Annotated in this window: 17 protein-coding genes and 2 tRNA genes; 12 read left to right on the top strand and 7 right to left on the bottom strand. The window is 73.3% G+C overall.

The features are described from left to right. The first annotated feature begins 11 nt into the window (after positions 1-11). The 3 genes from ACL02U_RS16385 to ACL02U_RS16375 all read left to right on the top strand — a co-directional run bounded on the left by ACL02U_RS16385 (position 12) and on the right by ACL02U_RS16375 (position 1,132). Positions 12-383, top strand: coding sequence for a hypothetical protein (locus tag ACL02U_RS16385; protein WP_412791567.1), 372 nt, complete (start codon positions 12-14; stop codon positions 381-383). Positions 384-492: 109 nt separating this feature from the next. Then, complete coding sequence (locus ACL02U_RS16380) at positions 493-1,068, top strand: bifunctional DNA primase/polymerase (RefSeq protein ID WP_412791566.1); 576 nt, start codon at positions 493-495, stop codon at positions 1,066-1,068. After that, positions 1,059-1,132: transfer RNA gene (locus ACL02U_RS16375), tRNA-Lys, on the top strand. The genes ACL02U_RS16380 and ACL02U_RS16375 overlap by 10 nt, the downstream gene beginning before the upstream one ends. A 124-nt stretch (positions 1,133-1,256) precedes the next feature. Here the strand turns inward: ACL02U_RS16375 and ACL02U_RS16370 are convergent. After that, on the bottom strand, positions 1,257-2,591 hold the full coding sequence (locus ACL02U_RS16370; RefSeq protein WP_412791565.1) for a M6 family metalloprotease domain-containing protein: 1,335 nt from the start codon (positions 2,589-2,591) through the stop codon (positions 1,257-1,259). A gap of 326 nt (positions 2,592-2,917) precedes the next feature. On the opposite strand from ACL02U_RS16370, the gene ACL02U_RS16365 reads away from it, so the two are divergent. Continuing rightward, entirely contained in the window at positions 2,918-4,756 is a 1,839-nt protein-coding gene (locus ACL02U_RS16365) for a putative bifunctional diguanylate cyclase/phosphodiesterase (protein WP_412791564.1), read from the top strand. Between the two features lie 114 nt (positions 4,757-4,870). On the opposite strand, the gene ACL02U_RS16360 is transcribed toward ACL02U_RS16365, so the two are convergent. The 3 genes from ACL02U_RS16360 to ACL02U_RS16350 all read right to left on the bottom strand — a co-directional run bounded on the left by ACL02U_RS16360 (position 4,871) and on the right by ACL02U_RS16350 (position 7,883). Continuing rightward, positions 4,871-6,019, bottom strand: coding sequence for an LLM class flavin-dependent oxidoreductase (locus ACL02U_RS16360; protein ID WP_412791563.1), 1,149 nt, complete (start codon positions 6,017-6,019; stop codon positions 4,871-4,873). Between the two features lie 329 nt (positions 6,020-6,348). Then, entirely contained in the window at positions 6,349-7,080 is a 732-nt protein-coding gene (locus ACL02U_RS16355; protein WP_412791562.1) for a decarboxylase, read from the bottom strand. Beyond that, entirely contained in the window at positions 7,077-7,883 is an 807-nt protein-coding gene (locus ACL02U_RS16350) for a decarboxylase (RefSeq protein WP_412791561.1), read from the bottom strand. Before ACL02U_RS16350 ends, ACL02U_RS16355 begins: the two co-directional genes overlap by 4 nt. 292 nt (positions 7,884-8,175) lie before the next feature. On the opposite strand from ACL02U_RS16350, the gene ACL02U_RS16345 reads away from it, so the two are divergent. Then, positions 8,176-9,123: a D-2-hydroxyacid dehydrogenase gene (locus ACL02U_RS16345; RefSeq protein ID WP_412791560.1), complete on the top strand. Its 948-nt coding sequence runs from the start codon at positions 8,176-8,178 to the stop codon at positions 9,121-9,123. 19 nt (positions 9,124-9,142) lie between these two features. Beyond that, positions 9,143-10,549 (top strand): amidase, encoded by a 1,407-nt coding sequence (locus tag ACL02U_RS16340; protein ID WP_412791559.1) that lies wholly within the window; start codon positions 9,143-9,145, stop codon positions 10,547-10,549. A gap of 63 nt (positions 10,550-10,612) precedes the next feature. Here the strand turns inward: ACL02U_RS16340 and ACL02U_RS16335 are convergent, their stop codons facing one another. Beyond that, a complete protein-coding gene (locus ACL02U_RS16335; RefSeq protein WP_412791558.1) occupies positions 10,613-11,107 on the bottom strand; it encodes a DUF3830 family protein in 495 nt (164 codons plus the stop codon). 193 nt (positions 11,108-11,300) lie between these two features. On the opposite strand from ACL02U_RS16335, the gene ehuB reads away from it, so the two are divergent. The 6 genes from ehuB to ACL02U_RS16305 all read left to right on the top strand — a co-directional run bounded on the left by ehuB (position 11,301) and on the right by ACL02U_RS16305 (position 15,658). Beyond that, positions 11,301-12,191 carry an ectoine/hydroxyectoine ABC transporter substrate-binding protein EhuB gene (ehuB, locus tag ACL02U_RS16330; protein WP_412791557.1) on the top strand — a complete coding sequence of 297 codons (891 nt, stop codon included), beginning with the start codon at positions 11,301-11,303 and terminating at the stop codon, positions 12,189-12,191. Between the two features lie 15 nt (positions 12,192-12,206). Further along, entirely contained in the window at positions 12,207-12,950 is a 744-nt protein-coding gene (gene ehuC, locus ACL02U_RS16325) for an ectoine/hydroxyectoine ABC transporter permease subunit EhuC (RefSeq protein WP_412791556.1), read from the top strand. Beyond that, a complete protein-coding gene (ehuD, locus tag ACL02U_RS16320; protein WP_412791555.1) occupies positions 12,947-13,591 on the top strand; it encodes an ectoine/hydroxyectoine ABC transporter permease subunit EhuD in 645 nt (214 codons plus the stop codon). Before ehuC ends, ehuD begins: the two co-directional genes overlap by 4 nt. Then, entirely contained in the window at positions 13,581-14,408 is an 828-nt protein-coding gene (ehuA, locus tag ACL02U_RS16315; RefSeq protein WP_412791554.1) for an ectoine/hydroxyectoine ABC transporter ATP-binding protein EhuA, read from the top strand. Before ehuD ends, ehuA begins: the two co-directional genes overlap by 11 nt. A gap of 195 nt (positions 14,409-14,603) precedes the next feature. Continuing rightward, positions 14,604-15,362, top strand: a complete 759-nt coding sequence (locus ACL02U_RS16310) for an IclR family transcriptional regulator (RefSeq protein ID WP_412791553.1) — start codon at positions 14,604-14,606, stop codon at positions 15,360-15,362. A gap of 222 nt (positions 15,363-15,584) precedes the next feature. Beyond that, positions 15,585-15,658, top strand: a tRNA-Lys gene (locus tag ACL02U_RS16305). Positions 15,659-15,728: 70 nt separating this feature from the next. On the opposite strand, the gene ACL02U_RS16300 is transcribed toward ACL02U_RS16305, so the two are convergent. Together ACL02U_RS16300 and ACL02U_RS16295 are read right to left on the bottom strand one after the other, a co-directional pair. Then, positions 15,729-16,346 (bottom strand): lytic polysaccharide monooxygenase, encoded by a 618-nt coding sequence (locus tag ACL02U_RS16300; protein WP_412791552.1) that lies wholly within the window; start codon positions 16,344-16,346, stop codon positions 15,729-15,731. 228 nt (positions 16,347-16,574) lie between these two features. Then, on the bottom strand, positions 16,575-17,684 hold the full coding sequence (locus tag ACL02U_RS16295; protein WP_412791551.1) for an SPFH domain-containing protein: 1,110 nt from the start codon (positions 17,682-17,684) through the stop codon (positions 16,575-16,577).

Genomic DNA, 17,684 nt, shown 5'->3' with positions numbered 1-17,684 from the left:
GAGGACCTGATATGGCGGAGCCCACGCCGCGTCCCCACGAGCCGCGGCTACGCCCCGCGCCCCTGCTGTTCGAGCCCGCGGCCGCGGCCGCGGACCCGGAGCACTTCTTCGACCTGGAGTCGATCGACGATCCGCGGGCGCTGCTGGCGCGGGCGACCGAGCTGACCCTCGCGTTCCGCGCGGCGACCGACCGGGCCGTGGAGTTCCAGGCCATCGCCGCGGCCCAGCTCGCCGATCCGCGGCGGTTCGACAGGCTGACGGCGGCGGACATCGCCGAGCGGGCCGAGTGGACCGAGGACTACGCGACGCGGATGGTCGAGTTCGGGCGGGACCTGCTCAGGAGCGGCGAGGGCGCCGCTGCGGGCTACGTGGATCCGGTCTGATCCGCCCGGCATATGCCGGGCGGGCACGATACCCCTTCTCCCGGCGGCACGTCCCGGATTCCCGCAACTCTGCGGAGGCATCCGCTCACGGCAGGTAGATGTAGACGGCATGAGCAGTATGTGCCATGTCACCCAGGTCACCCGCGACGGCGCCGCCTGGCTCGCCTCCGCAGGAACGTATCCGCGCAGCACGCTCGCGCTGTGGGAGGAGCAGCCGAACGCCCCGCTCGTACTGCCCTGCGGCTCCGTCTTCGACGTGGTCGGCGTGCCCGCGCTGTTCGGCCGCCGCATGCTGGACCGGCTGTGGAACGAGGGACCGGGCTCGGGCCCGGTGGCCGTGCTGCGGGGGCGGGTGCTGCTGTTCGCCGCTCCGGGCACCGCCCAGCGGCTGCCGTCGCTGCTGGACTGGGAGGAGTGGGGCGGCCGGGACCGTGCGGCCGCCGTCCCGCCCCTGCTGTGCCACGGCACCGGTGACGCGGTGACGGTGCCGGCCCTCGCCGGGGAGGCCGCGGCCGGCTCGGCGAGCCGCTGGCTGGTCGCCCCGGACACCCGCCGCCCCTGGCTGCCGGGGCCGGAGGTGCTGCTCTGGGCGGCCGTCCGGGCGGCCCGTGCGGCCGTGCGGATATCGATTTCACGCCCCACCGGGCAGGATGCTAAGGTCTACGACGTCAGCAGGCGCCGCTAGCTCAGTTGGTTAGAGCAGCTGACTCTTAATCAGCGGGTCCGGGGTTCGAGTCCCTGGCGGCGCACTTGTCGGTCGAGGGCCGGTTCGCAGGGATGCGGACCGGCCCTCGGTCGTTGTCCGCGCCACCGGCGCCCCCCGCGCCGGGCGCGGCCTCCGCGCCCGCCCGGCGCGCGGGGAGGGGCGACCGGTCAGGGGGAGGTCGCGCCCGGCGTGATCCGCACCGTCCACGCGCCCGACGGCGTCCGCCCCTGCACCTGCACCCGTACGCCCTCCCCGGGCACCGTGAAGCTCTCACCGAGGCCGACCGGGGCGTCCGCGAGCGGCGGGTAGACCGAGTCGCCCCAGCAGGCCTCGCCGTGCGGGTGGGCGTCGATCACCTCGACCGGTCCGGCACCGGACCGGGTGGAGCTGCGCACCCGGTACACGAGGATGCCGCTCCGGCAGGCGGCCCGGTCATTGCCGAGGCGGCCTCGCGCCTCGAGCGCCAGCACCCGGTGCGGGCCGGTGCGGACCACGGCGAGTTTGGTCCCGCCGCCCAGGCCGAAGGCCGGGACGCCCGTCGGGCCGGTCACCGGCACGTTCGGTCCGGCGGCCAGGGGCTCCAGGGTCAGGCGGGTCGAGCCGGTCCCGGGCACGCACACCACCTGGCGGGGGTCAAGCCAGCCCAGCTTCCACTTGTGCCAGCCGAACAGTTCCGGCGCCAGCCCGAACTGGCTGCCCATCAGGTCCCAGTCGCCGACGTAGGTGTCCCAGTCGCCCTTGCCGTCGACCGGACGGTGGTAGAGGTCGGGCAGGTCGAAGACGTGGCCGGTCTCGTGGGCGAGGACCAGGCGGTCCGGCGGGTGCTTCTCGAAGACGGTGACCACCCTCCGCAGGGGGGTGCCGTCCACCTGCAGCGGCCGGCCCAGGTTGACCACCTTCGTGGCGTCCGAGTCGACACCGGGGGCGTCCGGGTCGGCGACGAGGTAGACGATGTCGTAGCGGGAGAAGTCGACGTAGGGGTCGCTGACGGCGAGGGCGTCGCGCAGATAGGCGGCACGGTGCACCGCGTCCCAGTCCCGCCGTATGACGTACGCCGTGGAAGGTCTCGGCATCCGGATCCACCGGTGCAGGGGATGCGGGCGCAGCGTGAAGCGCCCGTAGGAGGCGCGGGCGAAGTAGCGGCTGGTGGCCGGGAAGTGGTCGGCCGCCAGCTCGGCCGGGGTGGTGACCGGCGCCGCGTCCGGGAAGGACAGGAAGACCATCACCGCGTCCAGCGGGCGGATCGGCCGGGGATACGCGGCGTTCCAGGTGTCCAGTCCCTCCGAGTGGTGGGCGGCGGTGCGGGACAGCGCGCAGGGCTCCGCCGAAAAGGGCTCGGCGACCGAGGGCGCGCTGATCAGGGAGGTCGCGGCGAGCGCCGACATGACGGTGAACACGGCCGCGGTGCCGCGCAGCCGGGACCTGGGCAGCGCGGCACCCGGCCGTCCGATGCGCCCGGCGGCCGCACGAGCGAGTCCCTTCAGGGGCAGCTGACGCGGCAACGGGGCCTCCGGGTGCGGTTGGGGATCACCGCACCCAGCTTGGGCGAGCTTATGGTGGTATGCCCTGTTTATCTGATCCGGACGTGTGAGGGATCCGACAGGATTCCGAGACGCGGGCGACCGCGCGACACCCCCGAAGCGCTTACAGAACGTCACAACTGGTCGAGGGTGGGGAGAACCCGCCCAGCAGCGGGCAGAAACGATCCGGTGGGACCGGCCGCCGACCGGCGGCCGCGGCCCGACGGCTGGAAGGGGCCCGTGCCAGCCTCTATGATCGGCACACTTTCCGGCACGGACAGAGATCGAGTGCACTGCGGGAGCGAGCGGTGAGCGGAACCTCCGAAGGACCGACGCCCGCGGCAGACCTCGACCGGTCGGCCGTCACGGAGCGTGAAGCCGTCACAGCCACCGGTACTACCGGAATCCCTCCCTCCGTCGCTCCGGCGTACCGCTCCGCCTTCACCGCCGCCCCGCTGGCGATGGCCGTGGTCGACCAGGAGGGCATGGTCACCGAGGCCAACGACGCCTTCGGCAGGCTGTTCGGCGCCGAGCCGGTCGCGCTCGCCGGGCGGGCCGCCGCCGACCTGGTCGAGCTCGCCGCCGACGACCGCACCTGGCACGCCTACCGGGAACTGCTGCGGGGCCGCCGGGCGACGGTGCGCTGCACCCGGCGGCTGAAGCAGTCCACCGACCGCACCCGCTGGGTCCAGGTCACCGTCTCACCGCTCGCCGGCGACGGGCCCGGACTGCTGCTGTCGGCCGCCGACATCAGCGCCCGCCGCGAACTCCAGGACCGGCTGCGGCACGTGGAGTTGCACGATCCGGTGACCCGGCTGCCGAACCGCACCCTGTTCTTCGAGCGGCTGTCGGCCGCCCTGGACCCGGAGGCGTACACACTGGGCGGCACCGGCCGGGTCGGCCTGTGCTACCTGGACCTGGACGGTTTCCGCGCGGTCAACGACAGCCTCGGCCACCGCGTCGGCGACCGACTGCTGGCGGCCGTGGCAGAGCGGCTGACCCGCTGCGCGGACCAGGCCGGCCACGGCAGGGCCGGCGCGCCGCTGGTCGCCCGGCTGGGCGGGGACGAGTTCGCGCTGCTGGTCGAGGACTCCACCGGCACCGAGCAGCTCGCGGACCTGGCGGAGTCGGCGCTGACCGCCCTTCAGGAGCCCTTCGACCTGGCCGGCCGGCGGCTGTCGCTGTCCGCGTCGATCGGCGTCGTCGAGCGGCACGCGGCCGGCACCTCGGCGACCGGCCTGATGCAGGCCGCCGACACGACGCTGTACTGGGCCAAGGCCGACGGCAAGGCCCGCTGGACACTGTTCGACCCCGAACGCAACGCCCACCTGATGACCCGCCAGGCCCTGGCCGCCGGACTGCGTCCGGCCATCGAGCGGGGCGAGTTCGTGCTGGAGTACCAGCCGCTGGTCGGTATGGCGGACGGCCGGGTGGGCGGGGTCGAGGCGCTGGTGCGCTGGAACCATCCGCGGTTCGGACTGCTCCCGCCGAATCGGTTCATCCCGCTGGCGGAGGAGGACGGCTCGATCGTTCCGCTCGGCCGGTGGATTCTGGACACGGCCTGCCACCAGGCGCGCCGCTGGCAGGTGGACCACCCCGACGAGTCACCCCTCTTCGTCAGCGTCAACGTGGCCGTCCGCCAGCTCTGGGACTCCGACCTCGTGGCGGACGTGGCGCAGACCCTGGCGGAGACGGGCCTGTCCCCCCGGCTGCTGCAACTGGAACTCACCGAGTCCGCGGTGATGGGCTCCGCGGGCCGCCCGCTGCAGACGCTCCAGGCCCTCAGCGACATGGGCGTGGGAATCGCCATCGACGACTTCGGCACCGGCTACTCGAACCTGGCCTACCTCAGCCGGCTGCCGGTCAAGGCGCTGAAACTGGACGGCTCCTTCGTCCGCGGCTTCCAGTTCGACGGCGGTGAGGCGCAGCCCAGCCCGGCGGACGAGGTCATCGTCGAGGCGATGATCCAGCTGGCCCACCGGCTGGGCCTGACCGTCACCGCCGAGTGCGTGGAGACGCCGGCCCAGGAGAACCGGCTGCGCGCCATCGGCTGCGACACCGGGCAGGGCTGGCTGTACTCGCGGCCGGTCCCACCGGACGGCATCTCCGGACTGCTGGGCGACACGCTCCCCTGCCCCCAGCGGTGAACCGCCCGCGGCGGTGGACCGCCCCCGGCCACGACCTGTCCGGCACGGAGCGGATGACCGCCCCCCGGGACCGGGATCCGGACCGGCGGACCGGGACCGGGACCGGGACCGGGATCAGCCGGCCGCCGGGAGGCCGTAGGCGTCGGCGATGAGCTGGTAGGAGCGCAGCCGTGTCTCGCCGCTGTGCGCGTTGCCGGTGAGCATCAGCTCGTCGGCGCCGGTGCGCTTGTGGAGGGCGTCGAGACCGCTGCGGACCTCCTCCGCGGTGCCGTGCACGACGTTCGCGCTCCAGGAGGCGACGAACTCCTCCTCCGCCGGGCTGAAGACGTGCGCCTCGGCCTCCTCCGGCGACGGCACCAGACCCGGGCGGCCCCTGCGCAGCCGCAGCATGTTCAGGGCGGCCGCCCGCACCTGGCGCCCGGCCTCCCGCTCCTCGTCGGTGGCGAGGGCGGCGACGCCGATGAGGGCGTAGGGCTCGGCGAGCACCGTGGACGGCCGGAAGGACTCCCGGTACAGGTCGAGCGCGGGGACGGTGTTCTGCGCGGAGAAGTGGTGGGCGAAGGCGAAGGGCAGGCCGAGCGTTCCGGCGAGCCTGGCGCTGAACCCGGAGGAGCCGAGCAGCCAGATCGGCGGGCGGTGCACCGACTGGACACCGCCGGGAGAGGTGGCCTGGACCGGGCCGGGCACGGCGTGGACGCGCCGGTAGGGGTGGCCGTCGGGGAAGTCGTCGTCGAGGAACCGGGTCAGCTCGGCGAGCTGCTGCGGGAAGTCGTCGGCGCCCTCGTGCAGCCGTTCGGTGCGGCGCAGGGCGGCGGCCGTGGCACCGTCCGTGCCGGGCGCCCGGCCGAGACCGAGGTCGACGCGGCCGGGGGCGAGGGCCTCCAGGGTGCCGAACTGCTCGGCGATGACCAGCGGGGCGTGGTTGGGCAGCATCACCCCGCCCGAGCCGAGCCGGATGCGCTCGGTGCGGGCGGCGAGGTGGGCCAGGATCACCGCGGGTGAGGACGAGGCGACACCGGGCATGGAGTGGTGCTCCGCCACCCAGTAGCGGTGGAAGCCGCGGGACTCGGTCAGGCGGGCGAGGTCGACGCTGGTGCGCAGGGCGTCGGTGGCGGTGCGTCCGGCGCCGACCGTGACCAGGTCCAGCACCGAGAGCGGTACGGGTGCGCCGCCCCGGGCCGTGCCCCGGATGCCGTCCGCCGCGCCGCGGCTGCCGTCCGCCGGGGCCCGGCGCTCCTCGCCGGTGGGGTCGTCTGCGGCCACGGTGGTGCCTCCTGCGTCGTACGGCGTGCTGTCCTCGCGTGACCAACCGGACGGCGCCCCCGTCTATTCCGGGGACCGGGCAACGGGCACCGGCCCGCTCGCCCCGCGCACCGCACCCCGAACCCCGGACTGCCGGGCGCCGGGCCCCGGGCGCCGCGCTCCGGGGCACCGCGCTCCGGTCGCCGGTCGCCGGTCGCCGGTCGCCGGTCGCCGGTCGCCGGTCGGAGCGTCCGTTGGCACCGGCGTCCGACGGACGGTCGGCGGCCTCCGGGAGTCGGCGGTCGGCGGCCTCCGGTGGTCGGTGGTCGGCGGCGGTCGCCCGCGGCCGCTCAGGCCTGGACGAGCGGCTCCCGCAGGAACAGCGCGCCCAGCTCGGGGGCGTTCACCCTCCGGTCCACCAGCCGCAGCCCTTCCCACACCGTGACCTGGTTCGCGGTGAGGACCGGTTTGCCGAGCTCCTTCTCCAGCTGCGGCAGGTGCCCGGCGGTGTGCAGGGCCGTGTCCGGCAGCAGCACCGCCTCCGCGTCCGGCCGGTCCGCCTCCCGGGCCAGCGCCAGCACCTGCTCCCCGCCCCAGGTGCCGACCTCCGCCGCGGTGATGATGCCGGCCCCGCACACCCCGGTCACCTCCGCGCCGGCGGCCCGCAGGAAGTCGGCGAACAGCCGTGCCACGTCGTCCGGGTAGGTGGCGCCGACCGCGACCCGGCGCACCCTCAGCTCCGCCACCGCGTGGGCGAAGGCGAACGAGGTCGACGAGGCGGGCATGCCGGCCGCCCGGGCGAGGGAGCGCACCTGTTCGTGGGCGCCGTCCCAGCCGCGCACGAAGCTGCCGCTGGTGCACGCCCACACCACCGACTCGGCCCCGGACCGCCGCAGCTCCTCGACCCCTGCGGCGAGCCGCTCCGGGGCGCCCATCCGGAGCAGCGCGTCCACCCGATGGGCATCCTCGCCGATGTCCGTGTGGACCAGGTCCAGCCGGATGTCACTGCCGAGGAGCTGCTCGATCCGCGGATAGTCGTCCTCTCCCGAGTGTCCCGGGTAGAGGAATCCGAGTGCTGTCATGTCCACCCTTCCTGCTGCTCTCCGTCGTGAACCCGCGGCCGCGGCGGCTCGGAGGGCCACATGCGCGCCGACTCGTCCAGCAGAGCCTGGTACGGCCCCACTGCCCCGGTACCCAGCCGGCGCAGCGCCGCCCACATCGTGACCTGGTTGGCCGACAGGACCGGCATCCGCAGCTCGGCCTCCAACTGGGGGATCACGTCGTAGGTGGGCAGGTTGGTGCAGCTCAGGAAGAGGGCGTCGGCCCCGCCGACCGCCACCGCCTGCCGCGCCATCTCGACCACGTCCCGGTAGGGCACCTTCCAGATGTGCCGCGTCAGGCCCATGAACACGCACCCCGTCACGGTGACGCCGGCCTGTGCCATGTAGTCCTCCAGCGCCCGGGTCACCGAGACGGTGTACGGGGTGACCAGCGCGACCCGCCGGGCGCCGATTTCGGCGAGGGCCTCCAGCAGCGCTCCGGAGGTGGTCACCGAGGGCACCGCACCCGCCTGGACCATCGCCTCGCACATCAGCCGCTCCCCGGCGATCCCGTCGACGAAGCTGCCGGAGGCGCAGGCGTAGGCGACGACCTCGGGCGTGACCTCGACCAGGGTGTGCACCGCGCGGCTCAGCGTCTGGTGCTCGCTGACCAGCCGGGCCAGGTCGAGACCGACCTCGACCGGCACGTACGGCGTCCGGGTGAGATGGAGCGAGACGTCGTCCGGGGTCCAGCGCCACAGCTCCCGGTCGAGAGCGAAGTCGAAGGGGGCGACGACACCGACTCCGCGCTGGGGGCGGGGGCCGCCGAGAAAAGTGACGTCCATGGCAGACACCGCCTGACGGTGAGGTGGGGAGGGTGCAAACCTTCACGAAAGCGCCCGTGTTGACGAAGGTAGGTTGGGGTGCGAGCGTGGTCAATCCGCGCATCTCAGACACCCTGTTCTCGAGCCGGTTTCCGCCCCCACGAGTCGACATCCGTCCCACGCGAAACACTGTTCACAGCAGTCCGCCGCCCTCCTCGGAGCGGCGCCCGCCCCGCGGTGGGCGCCTTCCCCCGGGCGGGCCCCGCCTCCGCCGCCAGCACCACCCCGCCGACCTCCCGGAGCACTGCCGCCCATGGCCGTCCCCACCCTGCTCGTCCTCGACGCCGACCCCCCTCCCCGGCTCGGCCGGCTGACCGGCCGAGCCCGCGTCGTGCACACCGACGAGGCGCACCTCGCCGAGCGGCTTCCCGACGCCGACATCCTGCTGATCTGGGACTTCACCTCGCAGGCGGTGCGCGCGGCCTGGCCCGGCGAGGGCCCGCGACCGGGCTGGGTGCACACCGCGAGTGCGGGCGTGGACCATCTGATGTGCCCGGAACTCGCGTCCTCCGACACGGTGGTCACCAACGCGCGCGGCGTCTTCGACCAGCCGATCGCCGAGTACGTCGCCGCCCTCGTGCTGTGTTTGGCGAAGGATCTGCCGCGCACCTGGGAGCTCCAGCAGCGGCGGGAGTGGCGGCACCGCGAGACGCAGCGGGTGGCCGGAACTCGTGCCTGTGTGGTGGGCTCCGGGCCGATCGGCCAGGCGATCGCCCGCACCCTGGGGGCGCTCGGTGTCACGGCTGCCGTGGTGGGTCGCACCGCGCGCGCCGGTGTCCACGGTCCCGACGACCTCGACCGGCTGCTGGCCCGTGCCGACTGGGTGATCTCGGCGGCCCCGCTGACCGAGCGGACGCGGGGCATGTTCGACGCGCGGCGTTTCGCACTGATGACTCCCTCGGCCCGGTTCGTCAACGTCGGCCGCGGGCAGCTCGTGGACGAGGAGGCGCTCGCCGAGGCGCTGCGCGGGCGGAGCATCGCCGGCGCGGCCCTGGACGTCTTCACCGCCGAGCCCCTCGGCCCGGACAGCCCCCTGTGGCGGGTGCCGGGCCTGCTGGTCTCCCCGCACATGAGCGGCGACACGATCGGGTGGCGGGACGAACTGGGTGAGCAGTTCCTGGAGTTGTACGAGCGCTGGGTGGCGGGCAGGCCCCTGGTGAACGTGGTCGACAAGAAGCGCGGGTACGTACCCGGGCACTGACGCCTCAGGGAGGGTGTGCATGACACAGCTCACCGAGCTGACCGCCGCACGGCTCGTCGAGGGCTACCGCAAGGGCGAGTTCGATCCGGTGCAGGCGGCCCGTGCGGCCCTGGAGCGGGCCGAGGCGGTGCAGCCCCGGGTGAACGCGTTCGTCCGGCTGCTCGCCGAGGAGGCCCTGGACCAGGCGCGGGCGTCCGCGGACCGCTGGCGGCGCGGCGAACCCGCCGGGCCGCTCGACGGCGTCCCGGTCACCGTGAAGGACATCCTGCTGCTGCGCGGCCATCCGACGCTGAAGGGTTCCAGGACCGTCCCCGAGCAGGGCGACTGGGACGAGGACGCACCCTCGGTGGCGCGGCTGCGCGAGCAGGGCGCCGTCCTGATCGGCAAGACGACGACGCCCGAGTTCGGCTGGAAGGCCGTCACCGACTCCCCGCTGTCCGGCGTCACCGGCAACCCGTACGACCCGGCCCGCACCGCGGGCGGCTCCAGCGGCGGCAGCGCGGCGGCGGTGGCACTGGGCGCGGCCCCGGTGTCGCTGGGCACGGACGGCGGCGGCAGCGTGCGCATCCCGGCGTCCTTCTGCGGCGTCTTCGGGCTCAAGCCGACCTACGGCAGGGTCCCGGTGTATCCGGCGAGCGCCTTCGGCACGCTGGCGCACGTCGGGCCGATGGCCCGGGACGCGGCGGACGCGGCGCTGCTGATGGACGCGATCGGCGTCCCGGACTCCCGGGACTGGTCGGCGCTCGGGCCGGCCGCCGCGCCGTACACGCAGGCGCTGGCGGAGGGCGTGCACGGACTGCGGGTGGCGTACTCGCCCTCGCTCGGCGGCCAGGTCGCCGTGCAGCCGGCCGTCGCGACGGCGGTGCGGCGGGCGGTGGAGCGGCTCGCCGGGCTCGGTGCCTACGTCGAGGAGACCGACCCGGACGTCACCGAGCCGCTGGACGCCTTCCACACGCTGTGGTTCAGCGGGGCCGCCCGGCTGACCCAGCACTTCGGGCCGCACCAGCGCGAGCTGCTGGACCCTGGGCTGCGCGAGGTGTGCGCGCTCGGCGCCCGGTACAGCGCGCTGGACTACCTGGCGGCGGTGGACGTGCGGATGGACCTGGGCCGGCGGATGGGCCGCTTCCACGAGACCTACGACCTGCTGCTCACCCCGACCGTGCCGATCACGGCGTTCGAGGCGGGCGTGGAGGTGCCGCGCGGTTCGGGGCACCGGCGCTGGACGGGCTGGACTCCGTTCACCTACCCCTTCAACATGACGCAGCAGCCCGCGGCCACGGTCCCGGTGGGCGTGGACGCGGACGGGCTGCCGGTCGGTCTGCAGATCGTCGCGGCGCGGCACCGCGACGACCTGGTGCTGCGGACGGCGCACGCGCTGTACACGTCGGGGGCGGCCTCCTCGGCCCTCGCGCCCGCCGACCGCTGAGCACCCCTCCCCCGCCCGGCGCCGTCGGCGCGGCGGGCGGGGGAGCAGTCGGAGGCGAGGGGCTCAGGCGCGCCGGAAGGCGAGGGTCTCCCCCGCCGCTCCGGAGCGCCAGAGGTCGTTGCAGGCCTCGGCCATGACGGACAGTCCGTCCACGACCTGGCCCCAGACGATGCCGGGCACCCAGCCCACGTCCCCGTTCATGAGCAGGTTGTTGCGCTCGTAGAACAGGGCCAGGTCCACGACGGTCGTCCCGGCGCGGACCTCGCGGTCGTAGCCGTACGCCTTCGTGCCGAGCTGGGTCCCGCCGAAGGAGAAGTAGCACAGGTCGCCGGGGATGGGGGTGACGGTGGGGTTCTCCAACGGCGGTTCGTCGTCGGCGAAGGGAGGGAACAGGGCGTAGATCTCGTTGCGGGCGTACTTGGCGTGGTAGACGTCGCCGGCCAGCGGCAGCGCGTCCCACACCGCCGCGCAGGTCAACGGGGCACGGTCGTCGAGCAGTTTGGCGGTGCAGCGGACCCCTCGCGCGGCGAGGGAGACCTCCAGGTAGCGATCGGCCATGCAGAGGGCCTTCCCCCGCCCGACCGGTCCCCATTCCTCCCGTACCTCCATCGAAAGAGAAAGAGAAGATCACGTTCCGGACACTGTTGGGTCACATCCGCGAAGTGGACCGCATAGCTGACGGGGATCGGGCAGATGCCACCACTGGCCTTATTGGCTCAACGGCAAGGCTCTCTCTGGAGGTCGAGTGTCCATGTCCCAGTTCCCCAACCTGTCCCGCCGCGGCTTTCTCACCAGAAGTGCGGCCGTCGGCGGCCTGGTCGCCGTCCCCGGACTACTGACCGCCTGCAGCAAGACCGACAGCAAGGGCTCGAAGCTGGAGCAGCTCAAGAAGCAGGGCTACGTGAAGGTGGCCTACGCCAACGAGGCCCCGTACGGCTACAAGGAGGACGGGCAGCTCAAGGGTGAGGCGCCGACCCTGCACCGGGAGATATTCAAGGCCCTCGGCGTCGACGAGCTGCGCCCCACCTTCTCCGAGTGGGACGGACTGATCCCCGGTCTGCAGGCCGGCAAGTACGACGTGATCAGCGCCGGTATGGCGATCATCCCGGACCGCTGCGAGAAGGCGCTGTTCTCCGAGCCCGAGTTCGTCTCGCCCACCGCCATGATGGTCAAGCAGGGCAACCCGAAGAACCTGTCCGACCTGGCGTCGGCGAAGAAGGCCGGCATCACCGTGGGGGTGATGTCGGGCGCGGTCGAGAAGAGCTACGCCACCGGCGCCGGGATCTCCGAGGGCAACATCAAGACCGTGCAGAAGCCGCAGGACGGCGCGGACGCGGTCAAGGGCGGCCGGATCGACGCCTTCCTGCTGACCAGCATCTCGCTGAACTGGCTGGCCAAGAACAACAGCGGCCTGGAGGTCACCGAGGCGTTCATCCCGGAGCTGGACGGCAAGAAGCAGTACAGCCCGGGCGGCGCCGTCTTCCGCAAGGGCACGGAGGACCTGCGGGACGCCTTCAACCGCGAGCTGAAGAAGATCACCTCGGACCCGGACCGGTACGTGCAGCTCATCGGCCAGTACGGCTTCGGCAAGGAGACCATCCCGCCGGCGGACCTGAAGACCGCCGACCTGTGCAAGGGCTGACGAGGGCCCCTGCGCATGGGTGACTTCTTCTCATACTTCTTCGACCACATCTCCCAGGTGTGGTCGGGGCTGGGGGTGACGGTCGAGGCCACGGTCCTCGGCGGCGTCGTCGCCCTCGCCCTGTCGTTCGCCTTCGGCTTCATGGCGAACAGCAGGCCCGTGCTGGTGCGGGGGGTGTCGCGGGTGATCGTGGAGTTCTTCCGCGGCACCTCGCTGTACGTGCAGCTGTTCTGGCTGTACTACGCCTTCCCGCTGCTGACCGGGTACCAGCTCAGCCCCCTGTTCTGCGGTGTGGTCGCCTTCGGCATGAACTACGGCGCGTACGGTTCGGAGGTCGTACGCGGCGCGCTGAACGCGGTCCCGAGGGCGCAGTGGGAGGCGGCGGTCGCGCTGAACATGTCCTCGCTGCAGCGGATGCGGCGGGTGATCCTGCCGCAGGCGTGGGTGCAGATGATCCCGCCGTTCACCAACCTGCTGATCCAGCTGCTGAAGGCGACCCCGCTGCTGTGGCTGATCACGGCCGCCGAACTGACCACGGTGGTGCAGCACTTCCGGGACCGCACCGGCGAGACCACCTGGGCGTACCTGACGCTGCTGGTGATCTACTTCATCCTCGCCTACGCCCTCACCCTGCTGATGAACGCCCTGGAGCGGCACGCCAAGGTCCGGCTGGGCCAGCGCCCGGGCGGCCGCGGCCTGCTGCGCTCCCGTAGCGCCGGGTCGGCGGGCAAGTCCGAGATGGCGGGAGGCGCGCTGTGAACTACCAGTGGGACTGGGACGCCGTCCGGGACTCGCTGCCGTACCTGCTGGACGGCTTCAGGATCACGCTGCTGGCCACGGTCCTCGGCACCCTGGTGGCCGCCGTGCTCGGGCTGGTCGTCGCCGTGCTGGGGCGGGTGCCGTCCCGGCTGGTCACCGTGCCGGTGCGCGCGCTCACCGAGTTCGTGCGCTCCACGCCGATGCTGGTGCAGCTCGTCGGCGCGTACGCGATCTTCAACACGATCCAGCCGCTGACCATCGGCATCGCCGTGCTCGGCATCCACTACGCCTCCTACATGTCGGAGGTGTACCGGGCCGGCATCGACGCCGTGCCGAAGGGCCAGTGGGAGGCCTGCCGGGCGCTGTCGATGTCGCCGCGGCGCACCTGGCAGGCGGTGATCCTGCCGCAGGCGGTGCGCAACGTGCTGCCCGCGCTGGGCAACTACGGCATCGCGATGTTCAAGGAGACCCCGTTCCTGGCCGTGATCACGGTCATGGAGATGGTCGCCCAGGCGCGGGAGTACGGGGCGAACCACTTCGTCTACGCCGAGGTGTTCACCCTGGCCGGCCTGATCTTCCTGGTGGCCAGCTACCCGACCTCGCTGCTGATGAGAAAACTGGAGAGGCGCCTTGGCCACTGACCCCCTGCAGAAGACGACCGCCGACCCGGCGGACGCGGTGCCGGACGCACCCGCCGACCTGGTGCGCTTCGACAACGTGGTCAAGCGCTTCGGCGACCACACGGTCCTCGACCGCCTGGACTTCGCCGTGCAGCGCGGCGAGCACGTGACGCTGATCGGGCCGAGCGGATCGGGCAAGACGACCATCCTGCGGCTGCTGATGACCCTGGAGCGGGTCAGCGACGGCGTGATCTGGGTGGACGGGCAGCCGCTGTCCCACATGCCCGGCGCCGACGGCAAGCTGAGGACGGCCAACGAGAAGCACCTGCGCCAGGTCCGCAAGAAGATCGGCATGGTGTTCCAGCAGTTCAACCTGTTCCCGAACATGAAGGTGCTGCAGAACATCACCGAGGCGCCGGTCAACGTGCTGGGCATCGGCCGCGACGAGGCCGAGCAGCGGGCGCGGGAACTGCTCGACCTGGTCGGGCTCGCCGACAAGGTCGACGCCCACCCCTCGCAGCTGTCCGGCGGACAGCAGCAGCGGGTGGCGATCGCCCGGGCGCTCGCCATGCGCCCGGAGATCCTGCTGCTGGACGAGGTGACCTCGGCGCTCGACCCGGAACTGGTGGCCGGGGTGCTGGACCTCCTCCGGGAGATCGCGCACACCACGGACATCACCATGCTCTGCGTCACCCACGAGATGAACTTCGCCCGCGACATCTCGGATCAGGTGATGATGTTCGACGCGGGGAAGGTGATCGAGTCCGGGGCCCCGGAGAAGATCTTCGGTGACCCCGACCACGAGCGCACCCGGTCGTTCCTGAGCGCTGTTCTGTAATTGCACGGCGTGCCCTGATCGTCACTCCAGGTCGGCGCGCCGGGTGATGCCCCGGACATATGCCGGAGTGCCAGCGCCGCAGATGGGGGAGCCGCGATCTCGCCAACGCCCCCTCCACGAAGGCCTTTTGCCGGTTATCGTGGAGGGGGTCCGTTGTCCGGATCACGGCCAGGAAGCGACCGCAGGGGGACCACCGTGGCGCTGATGCACGAGCCGACCACGCCGTACCGCTCGGCCCAGGACGCCCTGCGCGTCCTGGAGTCGGTGGCCCGGCACACCACCGGCGTCACCGGCGCCGACCTCGCCCGGCAGACCGGCCTCGGGCCGGAGCGGCTGACCGCGCTGCTGCGGATGCTGCGCCGGGAGGGGTACGTCGAGCAGAGCGCCGACGGCACCCACACCGCGGGCGAGGCACTCGCCCGCCTCGGCGCCGCGCACGGCCACGACCGGGCCCTGCGCGCACAGCTCCAGAACACCCTGGACCGGCTGCGCGACTCCGTCGGCGCGGCCGTCTACATCAGCCGGTACGTCGACGGCGAGGTCAAGGTCACCCAGTACGCCGCCGGCCCCGCCACGCCCGCGGTCCACGAGTGGGTGGACTTCCGCTGCTCCGCGCACGCCACCGCGGTCGGCAAGAGCCTGCTCACCCAGCTCGACCACAACGGGCGCCGCGACCACCTCTCCCGGCACCGGATGGCCCGCCTCACCTCGCGCACCATCACCAGCGACAGGCTGCTGCTGTCCCGGCTGGAGGCGCAGCCGCCCACCGTGCCGGTGCTGGACCTCCAGGAGTACGCGATCGGCACGGTCTGCGCGGCCGTCCCGATCACGGCGGGCTCGTCCGTGGGCTGCCTGGCCCTGTCGCTGCCGGTGGAGCACGCGCACCGGCTGCGCCGCGCGGCGGACACCCTGAACCGCAGCGCGGCGCCGGTACTGCTGTCGCTGGCGATCTGAGAACCGCCGCGCGAGCGCCGGGCGGCAGTCGGGGCGGCGGACGCCGGGCGACGGCCAAGGCGGCGGTTGCCGGGCGACGGCCAAGGCGGCGGACGCCGGGCGGTCGCCGGGCGGCGGACGCCGGATCGGGGCGGGGGCCGGTGGTCGGGAGCACCCCCGAGAACCGGGTAGTATTTTCTGCGTCGCCTCCGCGCGGAGAAGTGCGCGGACGGCGGGAGTCATGCGCCGCTAGCTCAGTTGGTTAGAGCAGCTGACTCTTAATCAGCGGGTCCGGGGTTCGAGTCCCTGGCGGCGCACCGGTGAGGGGCCTCTCGTGGAAGCGGGAGGCCCCTCGGCGTTGTCACTCCGCGGTCGACCCCGTGCGGCTCAGAAGGTGACGTCGGAGCAGGCGTAGAAGGCGTTGCCGGTGTCCGCGATCGTCCAGACCGCGAGGATCACGTGGTGCCCGCTCAGCCCGGACGGCAGCGTGCCGGTGTGGGAGGCGGTGGAGCCGGGCCGCTGACCGCCGTAGGGCACCGTGAGGAACGGGGTCGGGTCGAGGTCCGAGCGGGACAGGAGATGGTCCTGGTTCCAGCCCTGCTTGGTGACGAAGTACCGGAAGTCGGTGGTGGCGTGCCGGGCGGTGAACCGCCAGTGGAAGGTGTAGCTCTGGCCGCCCGTCAGCGGGGTGGTCGGCCAGGCGTCGCCCGAGGGCGTCCGCGGCTGGTCGAGGGAGGCGAAGCGGGCGTTGTTGCCCGAGCAGATCCGCCCGTCGGCGGGGCCGCCGAGCGGGAAGCCCTTGGGGCCCTCGACGCTCTGCGGCTCCCACTGGATTCCGCCGCAGCCGCTGACGGTCCCGTCGGCGCACAGCTTCTGCCGGCTGATCGGGGAGTCGGTGTAGCCGTGCCCGCTGGCGCCGCCGGTGGAGAGCACGAGGGCCGCGGTGGTGGCGAGGCCCACCACCGCGGCGTACAGCCTGGTCTTTCTCCTGGTCGTTCTGCGCATGATGCCGCTCCTGGAGAACGTGGGGGAGTTCACTGAGCCGTGCATTAGGTCTAGACCAAGTGGCAGCGTATGGGCGCCAGTTGAACATGTCCAGACCAATCGCAGGGCGAGCGGGACGGCGGCCTCCGCCCCGCCGCGCCCCGCCCCGCCCCGCAGCGCCCGGCTCCCCAGGCACCCGCCGGGTGCGGCCCCGCCCGCCCCGGCCCGCACGGCCGGACCCCGGGTCCGTCAGGGCGCCTGCTCGCCCCGCCCCGAGCAGAACGCCACCGTCAGGTCCTTCACCAGCGCCTTCCGCTCGTAGTCGTCCAGATCGACCAGCCCGCGCACGGTCAGCCGGGTCACCGTGTCCTCCACCGAGTCGACGACCGAGGTCAGCACGCTGGCCCGGTGCCGGGCGTCCAGCGCGGCCACCCGGCGGCGCTGCATCACCGCGGCGACCTCGGGGGCGTACTCCACCCGCACCGGCCGCACCGAGAACACCTCCAACCCGATCGGCGCGGTGTCCGCCACCACCATCCGGGTCAGCGCCTCCGCCGCCGCGTCCGTCGACGCCCGCCCGGCACCCACCGGCTCCACCGGCACCCGGGCCAGCGCCGCCTCCACGCACTCGCGCAGATAGGTCTCGTGGTCCTCGACGCCCAGCACCGCCCGCGCGGTGTCCCGCACCCGCCAGGCCACCAGCACCACCACCCGCAGCCCGACCCCGCTCGCGTCGGCCGCCGGCATCGGCTCGCTGCGCCAGTGCCGCAGCCGGACGTCGACCCGGCGGCGCAGCAGCAGCGGGTTGACCCAGAGCAGCCCGGTGCGCCGCACCGTCCCCCGGTAGCGGCCGAACAGGCCCAGCACCCAGGCCCGGCCGGTGCGCCCCCGGGCCAGCCCGCCGAAGCCGAACAGGCCGACGGCGCCCGCCCCGGCGTACGCGGCCCACTGTGCGGGACCGAGCCCGGCGCCGGCCGGAACCGGCAGCCGCAGCGCCTGCGCGGCGAGCGGCGGCAGCAGCCCCGCCCACCACGTGGCGGCGGCGCAGCCGGCCGCCCCGCACACCCCGGCCAGCACACCGGCCGCGCCGGGCAGCACCCCGGCGGGCCGCTCCGCCAGGTCCGGATCGACCTGCGGGGAGCGGCGGGCCGCGGCGGCCGGGCGGCGCACCCGGGGCTGCTCGCCGGTGCCCTGCCGGCTGCCCACCACGGCGGGCGCGAGCGGCACCGGCTCGGGGTCGGGTTGGTCACGGAAGAGCAGGTGGACGGGGATCTCGGTGGTCGACTCGTTCCGGATGAGCCGGGCGGCCCGGCCCGGGCCCTCCGGTTCGGGTGTCGGGGTCGTGCTCGTGGTGGTCAT

This window comes from Streptomyces sp. MS06, assembly GCF_047200655.1.
Classification (GTDB): domain Bacteria; phylum Actinomycetota; class Actinomycetes; order Streptomycetales; family Streptomycetaceae; genus Streptomyces.
This window is presented reverse-complemented; position numbering and strand designations above follow the sequence as displayed.